Here is a 19,193-nt window from a genome sequence, read left to right as displayed (position 1 = left end):
CCTTCAACCAGCGCAGCGTTGACGACATCCTGGCGATGATCGCCACCGTCGGCCGGCTGGTCGGCGCCGAGGATAAGGCGCTGGCGATAGTGGCCGAACTGCAGGCGATCATCGACCGCGTGCGGGCCGAGGGCGCCACGCTGGCGAAGAAGCCACGCGTCTATTTCGAGGAATGGGACGAGCCGCCGATCAGCGGCATCCGCTGGGTCTCGGAGATGATCGCGCTGGCCGGCGGCGAGGACATCTTCGCCGAGCGCGCGCTGTGCCAGTCGGCGAAGGAGCGCATCATTGCCGATCCGCTGGAGATCGTGCGACGGGCGCCGGATATCATCATCGGCTCATGGTGCGGCAAGCATTTCCGGCCGGAACGCGTTGCCGCCCGTGACGGCTGGGCCGCGGTGCCGGCGGTGGCGAATGCGCAGATCCACGAACTGAAATCGGCGGTCATCCTCAATCCCGGTCCGGTGGCGATCCGCGAGGGATTGCCTGCCTTGCTCGACCTCTTCCGTGCGTGGGCGGATTCAGGCGCTGTCGCGCAGACCGGCGTCGATCGCTGACTGGATCCCGGCCTTGTTGGTGACGATCGGGAAGGCCTCGGAGAGAAGTCGGCGCACGAATTTTGGTGTTCGTCCGATGTTCGATCGATACTCGAACGACGAGTGTTACGCGGTGAGTTGCTTCAGCACGTAGGGCAGAATGCCTCCGGCACGCAGGTACTCGACCTCAACAGGGGTATCAACGCGCAGCCGAGCTTCGATACGCCTCTCGCCCCCAACAGCAGCGCGGATGACGAGAGTCACCGCCTGCTGTGGCCTAACGCCTTTCTCGATACCAACTACGCCGACAATCTCGTCACCCGCGAGGCGCAGCTCGCCGCAGTCAGCCGGCAGCTGGATCGGCAGCACCCCCATGCCGACGAGGTTGGCGCGGTGGATGCGCTCGAAGCTCTTCGCGATCACGGCGCGCACGCCAAGCAGCGCGGTGCCCTTGGCAGCCCAGTCACGACTCGATCCGGTGCCGTATTCCTCTCCGGCGAAGATCACCGTCGGCACGCCTTCGGCGCGGTAGCGCATCGCCGCCTCAAAGATCGGCAGCACTTCGCCTGAGGGCTGGTGGCACGTGAAGCCGCCCTCGATGCGTGTTCCGTCGGCCTTCGGCGGCAGCATCAGGTTGCGGATGCGCACATTGGCGAAGGTGCCGCGCAGCATCACCTCGTGGTGGCCGCGACGCGCGCCGTAGCTGTTGAAATCGGCGACGGCAACACCCCTCTCCTGCAGGTAGAGGCCAGCCGGTGATCCGGTCTTGATGTTGCCGGCCGGGCTGATGTGGTCGGTGGTCACCGAATCGCCAAACACCGCAAGAATGCGTGCGCCGACGATATCGCCGGCAAGTGGTCTTGCATCGGCGAGGAAGGGCGGCTCGGCGATATAGGTCGAGGCATCCCAGGCATAGCGCACGCCCTGCGGTGCCGGAATGTCCCGCCAGAGCGGCTGTGCATCGGAGAGGTCGCGATAGCGGCGAAGATAGGCACCGGGTGCCTGCGCATGGTGCAGCAGCGCAGCCACCTCGGCAGGACTCGGCCAGATGTCGCGCAAGTACACCGGCTCGCCCTGGAGGCCGCGCCCAAGCGGTTCGCTGGCCAGGTCGACATCAACACGCCCGGCAATGGCAAACGCCACCACCAGCGGCGGGCTGGCGAGGAAATTGGCCTTGATCGCCGGGTGGATGCGCGCCTCGAAGTTGCGATTGCCGGAGAGCACGGCGGCGCAGACCAGATCGTGTTCGGCAAGCGTCGTCTCGATCGCCGCATCGAGCGGGCCGGCGTTGCCGATGCAGGTGGTGCAGCCGTAGGCGACAACGTGGAAACCCAGCTTTTCCAGCGGCTGCAAAAGGCCGGCCGCGGCGAGATAGTCAGTGACGACGCGCGAACCCGGCGCCAACGACGTCTTCACACGTGGCTTCACGGAGAGCCCGCGCGCCACCGCTTTCTGCGCGAGCAGACCGGCCGCGAGCATCACGCCGGGATTGGAGGTGTTGGTGCACGAGGTGATCGCTGCAATCAGCACGTCGCCGTCGCCAATGTCGGCCACGGTGCCAGAGGAAAGCGCCAGCGCGTGCCGCCTGCTGAGTTCCTCTGCCGACCGTTCGTAGCCGCCCGTTGCCGCGGGTGCAGAGAATAGCTCGATGAAGCGCTCGCGCAGCGCAGGAAGTTCGATGCGGTCCTGCGGCCGGCGCGGCCCAGCGACGGCGGGGCGGATCGCCGTGAGGTCGATGACGATGTCCTCGCTGTAGTCGATCTCGCCAGCTTTCGGCATGCCGAACAGGCCCTGTGCCTCGAAGTAGGCAGCGAACGCCGCCACCTCCTCCGCGCTGCGGCCGGTAGCGGCGAGGTAATCGACGGTAACCGCATCGACCGGAAAGAAGCCCATCGTAGCGCCGTACTCGGGTGCCATGTTGGCGATTGTCGCGCGGTCGGGGAGCGAGAGCGTCGCTGCGCCCTCGCCGAAGAATTCGACGAACTTGCCGACGACGCGGGCGCGGCGCAAGCGTTCGGTGACGGCGAGCACCAGATCGGTGGCGGTAACGCCCTCGGCCAGTCGGCCGGAGAGATGCACGCCAACGACATCCGGCGTGAGGAAGGCGACCGGCTGCCCGAGCATCGCCGCCTCGGCCTCGATGCCGCCAACGCCCCAGCCGACGACGCCGAGGGCGTTGATCATGGTCGTGTGCGAATCGGTGCCCACCAGGGTATCGGGGAAGAAAACGCCGTCCGCCTGCCGCAGGCCGCGCGCCAGCCATTCCAGATTGACCTGATGCACGATACCGACACCCGGCGGCACGACGCGGAAAGTGTCGAAGGCCTGCATGCCCCACTTGATGAAGCGGTAGCGCTCGGCGTTGCGTTTGAATTCGAGCCGCATGTTGAGATCGAGCGCATCGGCGCTGGCCTGATGGTCGACCTGTACCGAATGATCGACGACCAGATCGACCGGTACCCGCGGCTCGACGCGGCGCGGATCGGCACCGGCGCGCGCCGCGGCTTCGCGCATCGCGGCGAGATCGCAGAGCAGCGGCACGCCGGTGAAATCCTGCAGCACGACACGTGCGACGACGAAGGGTATTTCCTCACTGCGTACGGCATTAGGCTGCCAGTTTGCCAGCGCCCGCACCTGCGCCTCGCTAACCCGTCGGCCGTCACAATGACGCAGCAGCGATTCGAGAACGATGCGCAAGGAGACCGGCAGGCGCGGTAGTCGCTCGCTTCCGATTGCCTTGAGGGCGTAAAACTTCCCCGACTGAACCGCTCCAAAAGAGAAGGAGCGGAGTGCAGAGAAAGGATCGAGAGACTCGGACATAATTTTCTCCTTGCCGAAGGTACGCGATGTTCCAGAGCCTTCAATCAATCTTTCCCCCCCCTTGAACCGGGGTCTTGACCATTGATCTCGCAATTATGCATCTGACGCACACGACCTAGCCGCGGGCCATTGGCGATAATTCCGGGATGGCCAACCTTCTCGGAAACAAGCTGAACCGCATCATTCGTGAAATCGCCTACGCCAAGGGCGAGGTACTGACTCACAAAATCGCGGCTGAAAAAGCTAAAGACAGGATCAAGCTGGCCGCCGCTGAACTCAAGGCGGCCCGCTCCGAGATGCGGCTTGCAGAAGCAAGGGTTGCTGCGCTACGGCCTAAGCTCGGGGAGCAAGCGGATATTGCGGCCGATGAGATTCGAGCCATCCGGCATTGGCCGAAGCTCCCGACTACTTCCTACGGCAAGATTATCAAGGAACTCGTTCGCTATCTTCAACAGGACGGCGAACCGAAATCCACCGGAGAGATCGTCGTCCACCTGGTCAGGAAATTCGGTCTGCCGGTAGGAACCAACGCCGAGCGCGCTGAAACGAGCAGTTCGATCAGAAAACGGCTTCGCAAGCTTGTCCAACAAGGCGTTGTCGCCCGGTATCCGGAAGAAACGGTTTTAGACGGCCACTCCGTTGCCCACTGGCATTGGATTGGCGCTCCCTTGAAATAGCAATTCCACCTGCCTGCGGTTGCCATGGCAGTAGTTGATCCAATCCTTCGATAAGCCCGCCCTGCTCACTCGGGAGAACAGGTCGGCCAGTTGGGTACGTGTGTCTTTCCGCCGGACATCTTCGCGCCAGGCGGTTTCCGTCGCGTAGTCGAGCATGTATTTCGGCGTGACACGGTGGTAGATGCCGATGCACGCCCGACGCATCCTGCTGAAGAAGCTTTCTGCCTGATTCTCGTTGTAGCCCTCGTCGGAGGAAAACTCCTCCGAGTGATTCACTACCTCGTGGGTATAGCCCATCAGCCTCACGTTGCAATAGGCGTGCAATTCATCCGTCCGGATCGTAGACGGCGTGGCCACATGCTGCCTGATGAGTGCTTCGACATCCGTGTTGTTTTCGGAGCGGCATACCGCCACAACTGTTCGCGTAGCGCCTTTCCCGATCGGTTTGCCGTTGTACTTGTTGATGGCCCCGGTCGTTTCCGGAGAAATCTCTCGCAACACGATGATGATCCGCCGGTTCGGGTGAAACGGAAATGCCGACCGCGACGCCTTGCTGCGGTGCTGGGCATATTTGTTCGGAACGGCCTTCTTCTTCGCATCGGGCTTTCGCTTCTTGCGCCCCTTCCGCTTCCGGCCGGAGAAGTGGCCGCCATCGATCTCCACGACACCTTCCAGTTGATCCTGGCTGGTCGTGAGCATGATCGCTTCGCGCAGCTTGTGCAGCAGGGTGAACGACGTTCTGTATTGGCCGCCGATGATCCGCCGGAGCGCCAGCGCCGCCAGACCTTTCTGGTTGATCACGAAAGCGAATAGCGCGAGCAGCAGTTTCCGGTAGCTGAGCTTATGGTCTGCGAGCGGCGTGCCTGATGTCACCGAGAAGGTGTGGAAGCAGTGCTTGCATCGCCATTGCCCGCGGGTGCGGATGTTGTAGTGGCGGTCGATGACGCCGCACTCCGGACAAACCTGTTGGTCCTCGCTCCCCCAGCGCAATTCAGCCAGGAACATTCGAGCCTGATCGTCCGTCATCGCACCGATCGACTCCTGGGTGATCGTGATGGCGCCGGCCGACAGCCAGAAATGCGCGGTCATGACGGCACACCGATCCAGGATTGCGAAGGGGCATGGGAAATACGATCCATGCCACCACACTACCGATCCGGGTATGGTGTTTCCGAATTATCTTCTTGCTATGAAAGCAACCAGAAACCTGGCGTCCGTAAGGGATTGCTTGGACGGATTAGCCCCGGATAACGGTCGGGGAGGTCAGCGGGCGGAGCCGCCAAAGAGCAGGTTCGGTGAGGCTGGCGCGAACCCGTAAGCGCCAAACTGAAATTTACCGCACAGCATCACGTCCGGTCAAGCGGCCGTCCGTATATCGGATTCCGTTGAGCTGGGAATTCGCTTCCAGCCGTGATAGTTTTAGCCATTTTTCATAATCGTATTGACTATTGGCGAGCGAACCAGTGGCGGTCATCGTTGACTGCCATAAGGCACGTGTAGTGTTGAAACTTCACGAGTGGCGGCCAGACCTCGACAATCATCGACCAAACAATCACCCCCCTCTTTCTCTCATGATCTTCCCGACCCTCTCCACCTCAGTGCGCAGCACAGGCGCTTATGTTTGCGTCTGCATCGAAGGCCTCGTTTTTGCGATCATCGCCGGCCTCCTTGTCTTTTCGGCTACCGCCCGCGCCGAAGTCGCCCTCCCCAACGGCGAGTACCGAGAAGAGATCGAAGACCTCCGCGTTCAGGTCCTCGGCGGCCCGATCCGCGTCACCCGCGACTACGTCTTCGACCGCTGGCAGATCAATGCCAGATGGAACCCCCTCAAGTTCAACCTCGACGCCCTCGACGGCTCGGTCAAGAGCATCGACCGCAACAGCGCCCTTTTCGAAAGGCGAGGCGACGCCTGGGTGTTCGACGCCCGCGCCCTCATCCGCAAGGCCCCGGTCAGCGTCCTCGCTCCCGGCGCCGGAGAGGGCAGCGCCCCCGCCAGCCTCGACGGCGCCACGAATTCGGCTAACCTCGCCGGCGGACTCCCCCTCGCCACCCAGCCCGGCTACCGCTGGTACCAGCGCGGCGGCCAATGGATCGACTACGACCAGAACGGCCGCATCGTCGCCTACGGCGACAGGAACGACCTCCGCGTCTGGATCGAATACGGCAGCGGCCCCGACGCCGACAAGATCAAGAAGGTCCGCGACCACTTCGGCCGCACCGTCCTCACCTGGATCTGGAGCGGCGACCGCCTCACCGAAATCCGCGACAACCCCGCCCTCATATCAGGCAACAACGCCCCCCCGCGCAGCATCAAATACCAATGGAGCGGCGCCCAGCTCACCGGCGTCACCGACGTCCTCGGCCACACCACCACCTACACCTGGGAAGGCAAACGCCTCAAGACCGCCACCGACCCCGAAGGCCGGGTGCGCAGCCTCGGCTACGGCCCCACCGGCCGCATCGCCAGCGTCACCGAAGCCGACGGCGCCACCACCGGCTACCTCTACGACTACAACAAGACCAAACGCGAGTTCTACAACCGCATCACCCATCCCGCCACCGCCGCCGGCGTCAGGATAGAAGAACGCTGGTACGACAACGACGGCCGCCTCATCCGCAGCGACCTGAACGGCAAGACCCAAAGCACGCTCACCATCGACACCGCCAACCGCACCCGCAGCAGCACCGACGCCCAGGGAAGAAGCACGGTCACCACCCTCGATGAATTCGACAACGTCGTAAAGACCACCTACCCGGACGGATCGAGTAGCCGCGCCCGCTACTCCGCCGCCCACAACGGCCTCCTCGAAGACACCGACGAACTCGGCATCAAGACCACCCACGAGTACGACAGCAAGGGCAACCGCACCCGCACCACCGAAGCCCTCGGCCTCCCCGAACAACGCATCACCGACTACACCCTCAACGCCTTCGGCCTCATCACCGCCATCACGCGGAAGGGCGGGGCGGTCACGCTCCCCAATGGCGGTAGCGCCAGCATCGAAGACAGCACCGTCCGCTTCGAATACGACGCCCAGGGCAACCCGGTCAAACTCACCGACGCCGAAGGCAAGCTCACCCAGACGAAATACAATCTTGCTGGCCTGCCCATCGAAGTCACCGACGCCCGCGGCAAAGTCTGGAAAGCCGGCTACAACGCCCGTGGCCAGGAACTCAGCCGCACCAACCCCCTCGACCAGACCGCCACCAGAACCTGGACCAAGGCCGGCGACCCCAGGAGCGAGACCGACGCCGGCGGCAACACCACCGCCTGGACCGTCGACGCCCGGGGCCGCCTCACGCAAACCACCAACGCCCTCAACCACACCCGCAGGCAGGAATACGACGCCCTCGGCCGCCCCACCGCCCGTATCGACGAAGCCGGCAGCCGCCTGCTCGAACTCGCCTGGGACCTCGACGGCCGCCTCAAGGAAAGCCGTGACGGCGCCGGCAACACCACCGCCTACCAGTACGGGTCGGACGGCAAATCCCCGCTGCCCACCCGCATCCAGTTCCCCGGCTTCGCCCGGCAACTCGCCTACGACCCGCGCTACCGCAACACCGAGATCAAGGACATCCTCTCCGAAGCGGTCTCGTACTCCACGAAACAGGACTACGACCTCAAAGGCAACCTCACCAGGATCACCGACCGCAACGGCAAGGTCACCACGCTCGCCTGGGACGGCCTTAACCGCCTCACGCAAGTCACCGACCCAATGAGCGGTGTCACCCGCTACGCCTACGACCAGCGCGACAACCTCCTCACCGTCACCGACGCCAACGGCAACACCACCCGCTACGCCTACGACGGCAACAACCGCCGCACCAGCGAAACCCGCCCGCTCGGCCAGACCCAGACCTACACGTACGACGACACCGGCAACCTCACCCAGTATCAGGACGCCAAGGGCAACCGGCTTCAATACACCTACGACGCCGCCGGCCGCCGGGTCGAAGAGAAACACCTCCCCGCAAACAGCCAGACCGCAACCCGAACCATCACCTACAGCTACAACCCCGTCGGCAGCCTCACCGGCTACACCGACCAGAACAGCACCAGTGGTGCCGTAGCCCACAGCGCCCGCTACACCCTCGATGCCCTGCAAAGGAAGACCCAGGAAACGATCACCATCGGCGGCAACAGCCACACCCTCACCACCACCTGGACGCCGACCGGCCAGAAGGCCCGCCAGACCACGCCGGGCGGCCTCACCGCCGAATACCGCTACGACGCCAACCAGCAGCTCGCCGGTGTCAGCCTGCCCGCCGGCCAGCTGAGCATCGCCGAACGGCAATGGAACGCCCCGAAGAAGATCAGCTTCCCCGGCGGCAGCACCCAGACAAGAGACTACGACGCCCTGTTGCGCCCGACCCGGATCAAGCTCAACGACCCCGGCCAGGCCACGAAACTGGATTACGCCTACACCTACGACGCCGAATCCAACATCACGAAGAAAGCCACCGAGCACGGCAGCTACGACTACGCTTATGACGACCTCTACCGCCTGACCGCGGTGAGCAACCCGAGCGGGCTGCCCAACGAGGAATTCACCTACGACAAGCTCGGCAACCGCCTCACCGACCGCCGGACCAACGGCCTCCTCGCCACCAACACCTGGGAATACAACGGCAACAACCAGCTGCTGAAGAGCTTCACCACGAATGGCGACCCGGTCACCCACACCTGGGACGACAACGGATCCCTCACCAGGAAGCAGAGCACGAGCAGCGAGCCGACCGACAACCAGCAATTCATCTACGACGCCGCCAACCGCCTCGTTGAGGTGAAGGACAGGGACGGCAACACGGTTGCGACGTATCAGTACGATCCGTTCGGCAGAAGGATTGCGAAGACCACCACTGGAAACACGACCTTCTTCCTCTACAGCGACGAAGGCCTGATTGCCGAGGCGACGCCGACGGGGAGCATCGCGACCGAGTACGGCTGGCAGCCCCAAAACATCTGGGGTACCGATCCGCTCTACATCAAGACGACGAAGACCAACGGGCAGAGCCCCGAGATCTTCTACTACCAGAACGATCATCTGGGCACGCCGCAGAAGGTGATCGATGCGCAGGGGAGCATTGTTTGGGAGGCGAAGGCGCTGGCGTTCGGGGAGACGACGGTTGCTCAAGGAGCAACTATCGCGAACCCGCTCAGGTTCCCGGGGCAGTATGAAGATCCCGAAACACGAATGCGGGATAACTGGTTCAGGACGTATGACTTCCAGGGTGGAAGGTATGTGCAGAGCGATCCGATTGGGCTCGCTGGGGGAATCAATGTCTATGGCTACGTAAAATCAAATCCGCTGGTTGGATTGGACCCACTAGGACTATACGTCTACGGTATTTACAACCAAGCCACGGGACAACTTACGCTACATGACCTTGAGACCGGCGAGTCTGTTTCTGGGAGCTTCGGTTCCGGAGGAAGACCATTCGGCGATCCAATCCCGAATGGAAGTTATGATCTCCTCCAGCACCCAGACCCGGACTACTTCAGGCTAGAACCCGCCGATGATAGCTACGGTGACGATAAGCAATCACGCACAGGCAGGAAAGAATTGAGACTACATCGACCTGGACGAACGACGGGCTGCATCGCGGCTGATGATGATGACTCTTGGAGAAAAGTGCAAAAACTAATTCAGAAAACGAAGACTGACAACGTTACCGTAAAAAGCAAGTCTCGAAGGCCGGGGGCTCCGCCCAATGAGCAACTATTTCGGTATGGGCGAATTACCGTGATCAACTCGTATTAAAAATATGCATATGACAAATAGACCGTTGGTGCGCAACTTAGGAATCGTTGCTATAGCATTCGGCTTAGTTGAACTAGTGCTCGTTCTGGAACGTTGCTGGGCCGCTGTGATGAAGGCCTTTAAGTTCAATTTTGATTTTAAATCTCCGATATATTTGAACCTTGATACGGTAGCTACGTTCTATCTGCTCGCTGCTCTTTTTTTTGTGGTTTGCTGGTTCGGAAGCGCTCAGTCTAGGCGCGCGTCGCTCAATCAGAAGCCGTTCCGCATTGCTATCGCGTTTAATCTGATATCAGTATTCCTTCTGACCCTTCTGGTTGCAGTAAACCTTGCTCGACTGAGTTGAGAAAGACGCTCCATCCCGTGCGCAGAAAAATGGTTGCGAGATCGCTGTTACTTCTTGCCTTGTTGTTCTCAGGAGGATACATAGCATGTTCATCAGCTTTCGAAGACGCCCTGTTGGAACTCAAATCTGGAAATTATGAGACAGCGAAGTCGAGACTTGAATTGTTGGCAACGCTTGGCCATGGCCGCGCTCAGTTTCTGGTTGGTGAAATGTACGCATATGGTTGGGGGGTAACTCGGGACCGAGATACGGCGATAAAGTGGTTCAGGCGAGCCGCATATCGATCCGATGGCATGCAAGATCCCGCTGCTTATGCAGCTCACTATGTCGGTCGGAATTTTCTGGAAGGGTCGAGCGTAGAAACAGATACTGCGGAGGCCGCTTGGTGGTTGAAGTTTTCAAAAGATGGTGGGTACGTCGAAAATAACAACAGATAGCAATGTTCCACTCCGTTCATCTGCGTGCACCTCCGGTGCTGCGAATAGACGTGCGGTTCGCCTAGCCTTACTCCGCCTCGTCGATAACTGCCGTTGTCGGATCTCATCGAGCGAGATTCAGTCGATGCCGTAGGGATCCGCAATGATGAATCGAAAACCCATATTGTCGTTTGGCCAGAGCGCAAACATGCGCTTGGCCAACGAAACACCTTTGTCGGTGTTGCGCTCGGCAAGATAGGCCAACACCAGCCCGTGTGCCAGGCGATGAAATGGCCGGTTGGCTAGGCACACGTACGGCATCAACAATTCCTTGGCCTTGTGCTCGTCAGCACACTTGGCAATCATCTCGAAGATTGCCGCCACCAGCGGTTCCGCGAGGCTGATGGCTTTGCTGTTCTGGCCAGTATGGACATAGGTACCGACCTGGAAGGCGTATCCGTCGACGAATGCCGGTTCCTGCTTGGTCAACTTGGCGGCAAGACGAAGCAGTTTGTTGAGCGATTGCTGCGAGTAGTCGTCGAAATCGCCGGTGAGCCCGCCTTCCATGTCGCAGGCCTCGTCAAATTCCTCTGTCACCGCGTACAGGGGGTCTTCCTCGGAATAGTCGGCGACCGGTAAGCGCAACTCAGCATAGGCCATCCTTTTAGGCTTCTTCGGATTGCCATTGAGGTCGTACATCTCCCAGGACTCGATACCCTGGTAGGCGACACACAAAGCGCCGAGTCCAGAATGATCAGGCTGCTTCTGATCGGTCACCTTGTAGGCCTCCGACATTGCGTGAAAGCTCGGATAGCCGTGGGTTCTGGCAATCAACTCATGAAAATCGGCGAGCTTGCCGCCATCGGGGTGCTCTGTAATGAAGGCAGGAAGCAGGCGGCGAAGGTTCTTCGCCTGTTTTTTTGCTTGTTCAATCGACATGATCCATTCCATAAACTATGGCGGTGACAAGGTAGTAAGCCCGCTTTCTACGCCACGTATAACGCCAAGGTTATGAACATGGAGAGAGGGAAATCTTAATTCCGGAACCCATGAGGTTTCGCCGTTGCGGGCGGCAGGCAGTCCGTGATGCCTCCGCCCATTATGCGTTGCCAGAAAGGAGTGTCAAGACGGCAGCAATGCGGGCAGTGATATGATTCACATGGGCTATGACAAATTCAAGCGTTGATGAAAATCGCTCTTCATCCGATGTATGTCTAACCCGATCCGATCCGATTGATTGGAGCTATATCCAGATATAGACCGCCTCACTTGAATTATGGTTGTTTCTCCGATGAGCTACTACTTACCCGCGAAAATCCCGGGCTATCTATTGAGGCTGAGCCACCACTATGCTGGAGATACTGACAATGCGACGCTGAAGTCGCTGATCGATGCAGCTCGGGTTTATGTCGACGAGGGGATCCAGTACGACAACTGGGATGGTGGTACTTATGGGCACGACGTGCGGCTATATCTACCGCTTGAGGCATTGGCTGCCATTAGCCCTAAACAGCAGGAAAAACTCACCGAAACACTCACACGGGATCTTAGAGGGATCGCACCACAGCGCCCGGGCGAGTTCATCAGCACCGTAGTTTTTGAACTGAACGACGAGAACGATGCTGATTTCCAACAGGCCGTATCGATCTGCGAAAAGCCAGTGGTGTCGCCTGATGCACTTACGATATGGAAGCCAAGTTTTGTCCGAGTATTCATCACTCACCGCGATGAGCATAAGGCAGCAGCACAAGACCTCGCTCAGGCTCTTGAGGGGTATGGCTTCTCATGCTTCGTAGCGCATGACACGATCGCGCCAATGACAGAATGGCGACTGGAGATAATGCGCGGACTCGAGACCATGGAAGTCATGCTTGTGTTTCTGACCGACGATTTCCACGGGAGCACATGGACCAACCAAGAGGTCGGGTACGCTCTCGGTGTTGGAACGCCGATCATATGCGTGAAGCTTGGGAAAGCAGATCCTGCAGGCTTTATCGGCCACATCCAGGCGATGAAGGCGAAGCTTGACGAGCCAGACGACGCAGCCGCCAGACTGTATCCGCTTCTCCGGGACGCACTCGGTGCACGGACCCGCTTGCAGACCGGAGTGGTAAAGGCATTCGCTGAGTCGCCCAGTTGGGGTGAAACGACCATCAGGTTTCAACGGCTGGAAGCCGCTGTCGAAAAACTGACTGACGGCGAATTACAGATGATTATCGATGCCTACTATCGAAACGATCAACTTTATGGCGCGACATACTTGACCCACCAGAACAATCGTCGCCTACGAACGTTTCTGGAAAAAACTACAGGAAACGAATTCGACATCCACGGAAGGAAGATATCACTTCGGCGAAGCGATGCGCCGGACGAGATCCCATTCTAAGAATTTGCCATCGTTCGTGGATTCTGCGATTTATCGGACTGTTCTCCTCTTCAGTCGCTCCTCACCGATGGGGTGCGTGCACCTACATCCGCCGAAGTAAATGCCGCGTTTCTGGAAATAGGATTGAGACGAAAGCATCGTATCGTCGATCGGCTTCAGTTCCATCGTTTAGGTATTCCAAGAACCGACTCACCGTCACAGCTTGGTTCTTTGTGGTCTCTGGCGTGTAGGCTTGCCACGTCTTCAGAAAGAGCCTCCGCAGAGGGTGCGTCCCGTTCTGCCCGCGCGTGAGTGCTGCTGCGAGGACGTCATAGACCGAGGCCAAACGATTTCCAACTGGCCGGCCAAGCTTGAACGAAAGGAGCACGGGCAGGATGCCTTTCCGGTTCCAGAACTGCCAACTGAGGCCGGGAGCGAAATCTTCGTGCCAGTATCGATAGCGGGTAAGTCGGTAACAAGCGCTGAAGACCGCGTCATGCAGATCTGCCGGCGCCCCCGCATCGTAGTATCTCAGCGCCAACTCAAGGAACTCGTCCAGGGCGTCTGCCCAGTTTGCCTCAGTATTGAAAGACTCCCTTGAGAGCTGCGCTTTCTTGATCTGTTCCCATCGGCCGTGCCCGCGAAGATGGCCCTCGACCGAGGCCTGATCTGGATCACTGAAATGACCACCGCGCACCTTCTCGATGCCATGACGAGCCATCAATGTGACGGTGACTTCGTCCTCCATCAGCTCAGCTGCACGGCCATCCTTGGTACCCGTGCAAATGGTGTGCAGAATCTGCCGCGGAACATGTAGCTTGGTCCATTCCGAACCTTCTCCGGCAAAGTGCTGCGCCATTCTGTTGCCGACGTCCGACGTAAGGCCAACGTAGAAGCAGCCATCGGCGAGCGCCAGAACATAGAGGTAGATATCGACAGGCTCTGGGGCGCCGCACCAATTCACCGGCTTCGCCTTCCTCTCGGCTTTAAGCTCGATATGTCGTCCGGCGAGCCGCACGAACTCGTCTGCGTCCGCGTCCGGTATTGAACGTCCGATGATTGATTGCTTCCACCCGCTCCCGGGTGGCCAGGCAACGCCGAGTAGGGCGAGCTGCCGCCTGGACAATCCGCCTCGGTCGCTCGTACCGGCTTGAATCAGTTCAGCGGTGATTTCCACAACGTCCTCTCTGCCGCGTGTGATAGTCGATCTTTTCTCCGGGGCTGAGCGCGATTAAAATCGTTCGGCATAGTCACAGCGGCACGGAATTTTGCCAAATTCGATAGGTGCGTGAATGGACATTATCACAGAGGTAAGGCGGTATTTCCGGCCGCTGACCATCCACCCGTGGCGAGCGGCGTGGCGAGTTCGGCACCGTGGCCTGCTGGTCGCCTCTCCACTTGGCTTACCGACCTCATCGAGACCGGTAGCGCGGGAAGAAGGGCATAATTGCCAACGTTTCGCCCACGTCCGAAACGGAATTGGCTTTCCATAGCGGACGGCCATCACGCTTGCATACCGCCTATCCGCCCTGGCAAGATCGTTTCCCGGCGCCAAACCGAGAAGTAGCGGAGCCACCGTGCCGCCGGCGAATGATCGGAAATCGACCGGTGCCTACAGCCCAATTCCCGCAACGTTTGAACTTGTCATATAGCTAACAGCAATGGCAGGATTTCGCACATGACTTCCTCCCGCTTGCAAGCTGCTCAATCTGGCAACGGCACACCATCGCCCTCCCAAAATTGCCGCCGAGTTCTTGATTTTTGGCACAAGGTCGAGTTTTTTATACCGTACGATCTTGAGAAACAGATCCTTGATCACGAAGACAAGGACTGGGCGGTACGCCGTATCACTGCAAAGCACTTGGCTTCTATACAACCACAAAGCTGCGGTGACCTGTGGGACGTTCCGCGAGTTCCGGCAGGAAAGCGGCTTTCTGGCTTTGAACTCTATTTGGGGATTTTCGACAAGGAATTGCTGAACAGGTTGGTACGAGCCACCTTGCGGAATCAGCCTTCGGAGCTTGAAGACAACGAGGACTTTGAGCGTGGCGATTACGAGGGGCTGACCTGTTTTGCCAAGGTGGCGCTCAATGTGCTTGGAGAACCTCAATGGGACAAAGTGTCGGTATCGACCGTGCCTTGGGCTCTTGGCCGATTGAAGTCATTCGGTCTCGGAGGATTGGACTTCGATGACTTCCAGTCGAATCTCAAGACTCTGCAGCACGAGCTCGCCGATTTCCAGACCCAAAGGTTGAAAGATCGGTCAGCTGGACCGCAAAAGGACGACGGCAGTCCTTCGGCCCCCCTGCCGCTCGTTCGCACTGAAATCGAGCAACTGGTAAAGATTTTCTGTTCCTGGGCGGACTTCACACCTGACTCCTCGGAGTTTCCGGTGGTTGTAATCCGAGCCCGAGCCGCCAAGGAATCAAAGAAGAAGGATCAAGCGGCCGCCGAGAGTCCTACGCCGAACTCGCCATCGCGGGATAACCCTAGGCCTTCTAGCACCGACAATGACGATCCAGATGACGATGCTGATACCGATGATCAGATCGACATTCTGAATAGCTTCTACGCGAAAGACATCCAGCGCGTACTGAGAACGCTTGCCTCCGAGAGCCTTCCGCCCCCGCTCCTTGCCTACCTTACTCCAGTGCCCGCCTCCAAGCGGGTTTCGGTCTACTCGGAGAATGGTTGTATGCGAATACGCGCCAGGCTCCATCCCGGCAAATTACCGGGGGGACACTGGTTAGGTGAGCCTGGGCACTATATGAGCCTCATGCAGCAGTTCGCGATTAACGAAGCCACTGAAGCGATGGAAGTGAGCGGCATCTTCTCGGTCAATGGACCACCTGGCACGGGAAAGACGACGCTCCTGCGCGATATTTTCGCCGAGGTCATTACTCAACGAGCGCGGGTGCTTGCCGCTCTCCCCAGTGCTCGGGACGCATTCGAAGCAGCCCCTGCTGTTTCCGTTGAGTTTGAAGGGGGCACTTCGACGCGCATCTCCCGCTTGAAACAGGAACTGACCGGGTTTGAGATCGTGGTCGCATCAACGAATAATGCGGCCGTTGAGAACATTTCGCGTGATCTTCCCAAGGCTAGTGCCCTTGGCAGCCAGAAGGTCAATCGGCGAAAGGAGCTGGCCTGGAGGCATGGCAACGGGACTCCGAAGTGGACCTATTTGCAGCCAGTGGCTACCCAATATGCAGCTCGGAATGAAAAGGGGCAGTTCGACCAACTATCCGTCGACGATAGCCCGTGGGGACTAATTGCCTGTGCCTTGGGAAATCGGACGAACAGGCGACGGTTTTTGGATGGCGTATTTGGGAAAGCAGTCAAGGATGGAGAGAATCCCCCGAAAGGTTACGATCCACAACTCCATAAATCCATCTGGGAGTGGCGCGAAGGTTATAAAGGCCCAACTTTCTCGGAGGCAGCCAACCTGTTTCGGAAGGCGGAAACCGACGTCTCGAACCGCCAGGCGAGTCTTGCTGAGTACGTCAACGCTCTCGAGCAGACGGCAGGTTTGACTCTCGATGGCTACACGTCGAATGAACGTCAATCTGTTGATGTAGCCGAGGCAGCTTGGCAGTCGGCGCAGGCGGATTTGCAATCGATCTCGGCAGAATTGGCTTCCGTCACCAGCCAATTAGAAACCATTGACCGGCTCAGGCTTCGGAACGAAAGCCCCAAAATCTCAATGCTTAAGTGGCTATTCAGCAGCCAGTCGCGGCGTGAGCATCGCGCTGCTGCAACAGCGTTCCAGGAGAAAAAACAGCGTTATGACGCGATGGAAACTGACGCTCTCCTCAAAAAGATCGAGTTTGAACCGAAATTACTCCCTGCCAGATCGGCAAGCGCAGCTGCCGATTCCGCGCGTAAAACAGCCAAGAATTACCTGCAGCAGCGAGAGGCACGATGGAATGAGCTGCAATGCGCGATAGCGGCTCTTGGCCCTCAATTTCCGCTGGTGGAGGCTCAGTGGCACGCCGGTAGCGGCATTGAAGGCGCCGAGACACAAATACAAGGGCTCTGGCCTGATCCTGAACTAAACCTCCGCCGCTCCAGACTATTCGCAGCGGCGCTTACTTTGCACGAGGCATGGCTGGCGGAGGTATCCAAACAGCAGGGTGGGTTCGGCGGAAACCTTTTCGCTATTTCCTCACTTCTTGGTGGCAAGCGCTTGCTGGAGTCCGATCACGCCAAGCCGATCTGGCAAAGCTTGTTCATGATGGTTCCTGTGGTGTCCAGCACATTCGCCTCTATCGCCAACCAATTCCGGGAGCTTGGGCCTGGATCCCTGGGCTGGCTGTTCATTGATGAGGCAGGACAAGCGGTGCCGCAGGCGGCTGTCGGCGCACTTTGGCGCTGCCGGAAGGCAATGGTGGTGGGCGATCCATTGCAGATCGAACCCGTGTTCACCGTGCCCGCGAAATTGATCGAGGAATTGGAGCGATGTTCGGGAGTTGCCCAGGAAAACGTCGCTCCCCACAAACGCTCGGTCCAGAATTTGGCGGACGAAGCTAACGTTTTCGGGGCACATGTGGCCGATAGATCAACGGAGTCTGGAAATACTTGGATTGGTAGCCCACTACGTGTCCATCGTCGCTGCTCTGACCCGATGTTCAACATCGCCAACGAGATTGCCTATGAGGGCAAGATGATCTTCGGAGCGGAAGATCGGCGGCCTCCGAGTGACTCGCTCAACTTGGGAGATAGTGCCTGGGTTCAGATTTCCGGTGCCACGGAGAACAAGCAAGTCGTTCCTGGACAAACTGAACTGGTTGCAGAAGGATTGGTTGAGCTTGCCCGATCAATCGGCGACCTTCCCCCGATATACGTGATATCGCCGTTTCGCCGGATAGCTTCCATGCTGAGGGCCAGGCTAGCCGACGTAGGCTGCTGGTCGGGAGTTTTCGGCAACGATGGTAAGCCACTGACAAAATCGGCAGTGCGCAAATGGTGTAAGTCGCATATTGGTACGGTCCATACCTTCCAAGGGAAACAAGCCTCAGTGGTTTGGATGGTTCTCGGATGCGATGAGAAATCGGAGGGGGCCGTGACCTGGGCTTCCAGGAAGCCGAACATTCTGAATGTCGCTTTAACGAGAGCAGAGCACCGTTTCTTCATGATTGGCGATTTCGACGTCTGGGGATCCAGAACGTATTTTCGTTATCTGGTACCTCCCGACGTTGCTCGGATTTCACCCTCGGATTTCATGGAGAGAATAGGAACTATCCAGAGCAGAACACAAAATAAAAATGGCCCCACACCGTGAGGTGTAGGGCCGAAGTGGTTGTGTAGCAAATCTAGTCCGGATCCGAGTAAAACTGCGCTCTCGTGTCCTCAAAACCCGCACTCCAATATTCTTGGACCTCAGGATAGGCTTTCAACTCCTTGGGCAACGGAGGCCAATCAGCCGGCTGCGTCAAGATGCAGAGATCCCGAAGATAGGTGCAGAAGTCATGAGCTGCTGATCTCACGATCGAACGAATCCGAATTAACCCCAAGGCCACGCCATATTGCTTCGGGTCGCTACGGTACTGCTCAAGATAATTGCAAGCTATTACCAGCTTCTCCTCGTACGACGCTTTCCAACGGAGCGCCTCGTCAACCGGGATAAAGTGATTCGGCAACACGAGAAATCGCTTTCCGTGGGCTTGGGCTTGCTTCACGAGTGGAAGAAGTAGTGCTGCATTCATGGTGTTCTCCAAAATAAATGGGGCACCACGCCCCGAACGGGAAGTGGCATTCCCGTTCGGATTGAAAACCTAGTCACACCTAATCCCGCGAAATTTCGTTGTGTTGGATTGGGCTGGCTAGGGAGACCAGCTTAGGCAAAATGCGCCATATGCTGATTGAAGCGACTCATAACGCAGAGTCGTGGGCGTTGGTCTCTCACGAGACAAAACCGTTACCTGCAAGCGTTGTTGTTACAAGCCAGATTTAGGATGGAAAAATTGGGCGTCGGTTGATGGCGAAGGAGTCGTTCGTCTACCGACAAAGGCAGGAGCTGCACATCGCGTATTGAATGATCGCCAACCAATGACGTAATCGGCCAAGTTAAATCGGTGTGATGACTTTTCTCGACACCCGCTTTCGCAGGTTCCGAGAGAAGGCCAGTCATCGACTGGCTAGAGCGGCCCCTGAGCACAAAACTGGGCTAACCGTAACCGATTGATTAACCTAGTTTTGTGCATCAGATACATAATTGCGATTGATCTCCACGTTAAGAAGACACGCTGTCCGCGATATAGGTTCCCTCGGCATT

General features: G+C 58.6%; 11 protein-coding genes. 6 read left to right on the top strand and 5 right to left on the bottom strand.

Going from position 1 to position 19,193, the window contains the following annotated elements:
• A partial coding sequence (locus RKP46_RS14530) for an ABC transporter substrate-binding protein (RefSeq protein ID WP_311107296.1) occupies positions 1-557 on the top strand: 557 nt, incomplete at its 5' end.
• 105 nt (positions 558-662) lie between these two features.
• Here RKP46_RS14530 and acnA read toward each other — a convergent pair.
• Complete coding sequence (gene acnA, locus RKP46_RS14525; protein WP_311107295.1) at positions 663-3,356, bottom strand: aconitate hydratase AcnA; 2,694 nt, start codon at positions 3,354-3,356, stop codon at positions 663-665.
• A 146-nt stretch (positions 3,357-3,502) separates the two neighbouring features.
• Between acnA and RKP46_RS14520 the strand changes: the two genes are divergently transcribed.
• A complete protein-coding gene (locus RKP46_RS14520; RefSeq protein WP_311107294.1) occupies positions 3,503-4,033 on the top strand; it encodes a hypothetical protein in 531 nt (176 codons plus the stop codon).
• Here the strand turns inward: RKP46_RS14520 and RKP46_RS14515 are convergent.
• On the bottom strand, positions 3,980-5,122 hold the full coding sequence (locus tag RKP46_RS14515; protein ID WP_311107293.1) for an IS1595 family transposase: 1,143 nt from the start codon (positions 5,120-5,122) through the stop codon (positions 3,980-3,982). The two genes, RKP46_RS14520 and RKP46_RS14515, sit on opposite strands and share 54 nt — an antisense overlap.
• Positions 5,123-5,532: 410 nt before the next feature.
• Between RKP46_RS14515 and RKP46_RS14510 the strand changes: the two genes are divergently transcribed.
• Both RKP46_RS14510 and RKP46_RS20255 read left to right on the top strand, forming a co-directional pair.
• Positions 5,533-9,795, top strand: coding sequence for an RHS repeat-associated core domain-containing protein (locus RKP46_RS14510; protein ID WP_311107292.1), 4,263 nt, complete (start codon positions 5,533-5,535; stop codon positions 9,793-9,795).
• A gap of 375 nt (positions 9,796-10,170) precedes the next feature.
• Positions 10,171-10,578: a tetratricopeptide repeat protein gene (locus tag RKP46_RS20255; RefSeq protein WP_409194152.1), complete on the top strand. Its 408-nt coding sequence runs from the start codon at positions 10,171-10,173 to the stop codon at positions 10,576-10,578.
• Between the two features lie 117 nt (positions 10,579-10,695).
• Here the strand turns inward: RKP46_RS20255 and RKP46_RS14505 are convergent, their stop codons facing one another.
• Complete coding sequence (locus RKP46_RS14505) at positions 10,696-11,496, bottom strand: hypothetical protein (RefSeq protein WP_311107291.1); 801 nt, start codon at positions 11,494-11,496, stop codon at positions 10,696-10,698.
• Positions 11,497-11,848: 352 nt separating this feature from the next.
• Between RKP46_RS14505 and RKP46_RS14500 the strand changes: the two genes are divergently transcribed.
• Positions 11,849-12,943, top strand: a complete 1,095-nt coding sequence (locus RKP46_RS14500) for a toll/interleukin-1 receptor domain-containing protein (protein ID WP_311107290.1) — start codon at positions 11,849-11,851, stop codon at positions 12,941-12,943.
• An 82-nt stretch (positions 12,944-13,025) separates the two neighbouring features.
• On the opposite strand, the gene RKP46_RS14495 is transcribed toward RKP46_RS14500, so the two are convergent.
• Complete coding sequence (locus tag RKP46_RS14495) at positions 13,026-14,099, bottom strand: hypothetical protein (protein ID WP_311107289.1); 1,074 nt, start codon at positions 14,097-14,099, stop codon at positions 13,026-13,028.
• A gap of 501 nt (positions 14,100-14,600) precedes the next feature.
• Here RKP46_RS14495 and RKP46_RS14490 point away from each other — a divergent pair.
• On the top strand, positions 14,601-18,200 hold the full coding sequence (locus RKP46_RS14490) for an AAA domain-containing protein (RefSeq protein WP_311107288.1): 3,600 nt from the start codon (positions 14,601-14,603) through the stop codon (positions 18,198-18,200).
• Between the two features lie 31 nt (positions 18,201-18,231).
• Here the strand turns inward: RKP46_RS14490 and RKP46_RS14485 are convergent, their stop codons facing one another.
• Positions 18,232-18,624: a hypothetical protein gene (locus tag RKP46_RS14485; protein WP_311107287.1), complete on the bottom strand. Its 393-nt coding sequence runs from the start codon at positions 18,622-18,624 to the stop codon at positions 18,232-18,234.
• Positions 18,625-19,193: the final 569 nt, after the last annotated feature.

The organism is Accumulibacter sp. (genome assembly GCF_031732815.1).
GTDB lineage: Bacteria > Pseudomonadota > Gammaproteobacteria > Burkholderiales > Rhodocyclaceae > Accumulibacter.
This window is presented reverse-complemented; position numbering and strand designations above follow the sequence as displayed.

Bases quoted from the DNA above. Each gene is read 5' to 3' on its own strand.
- acnA (WP_311107295.1), bottom strand. From the start codon at position 3,356: ATGTCCGAGTCTCTCGATCCTTTCTCTGCACTCCGCTCCTTCTCTTTT.
- RKP46_RS14520 (WP_311107294.1), top strand. From the start codon at position 3,503: ATGGCCAACCTTCTCGGAAACAAGCTGAACCGCATCATTCGTGAAATC.
- RKP46_RS14515 (WP_311107293.1), bottom strand. From the start codon at position 5,122: ATGACCGCGCATTTCTGGCTGTCGGCCGGCGCCATCACGATCACCCAG.
- RKP46_RS20255 (WP_409194152.1), top strand. From the start codon at position 10,171: ATGGTTGCGAGATCGCTGTTACTTCTTGCCTTGTTGTTCTCAGGAGGA.
- RKP46_RS14505 (WP_311107291.1), bottom strand. From the start codon at position 11,496: ATGTCGATTGAACAAGCAAAAAAACAGGCGAAGAACCTTCGCCGCCTG.
- RKP46_RS14500 (WP_311107290.1), top strand. From the start codon at position 11,849: ATGAGCTACTACTTACCCGCGAAAATCCCGGGCTATCTATTGAGGCTG.
- RKP46_RS14490 (WP_311107288.1), top strand. From the start codon at position 14,601: ATGACTTCCTCCCGCTTGCAAGCTGCTCAATCTGGCAACGGCACACCA.
- RKP46_RS14485 (WP_311107287.1), bottom strand. From the start codon at position 18,624: ATGAATGCAGCACTACTTCTTCCACTCGTGAAGCAAGCCCAAGCCCAC.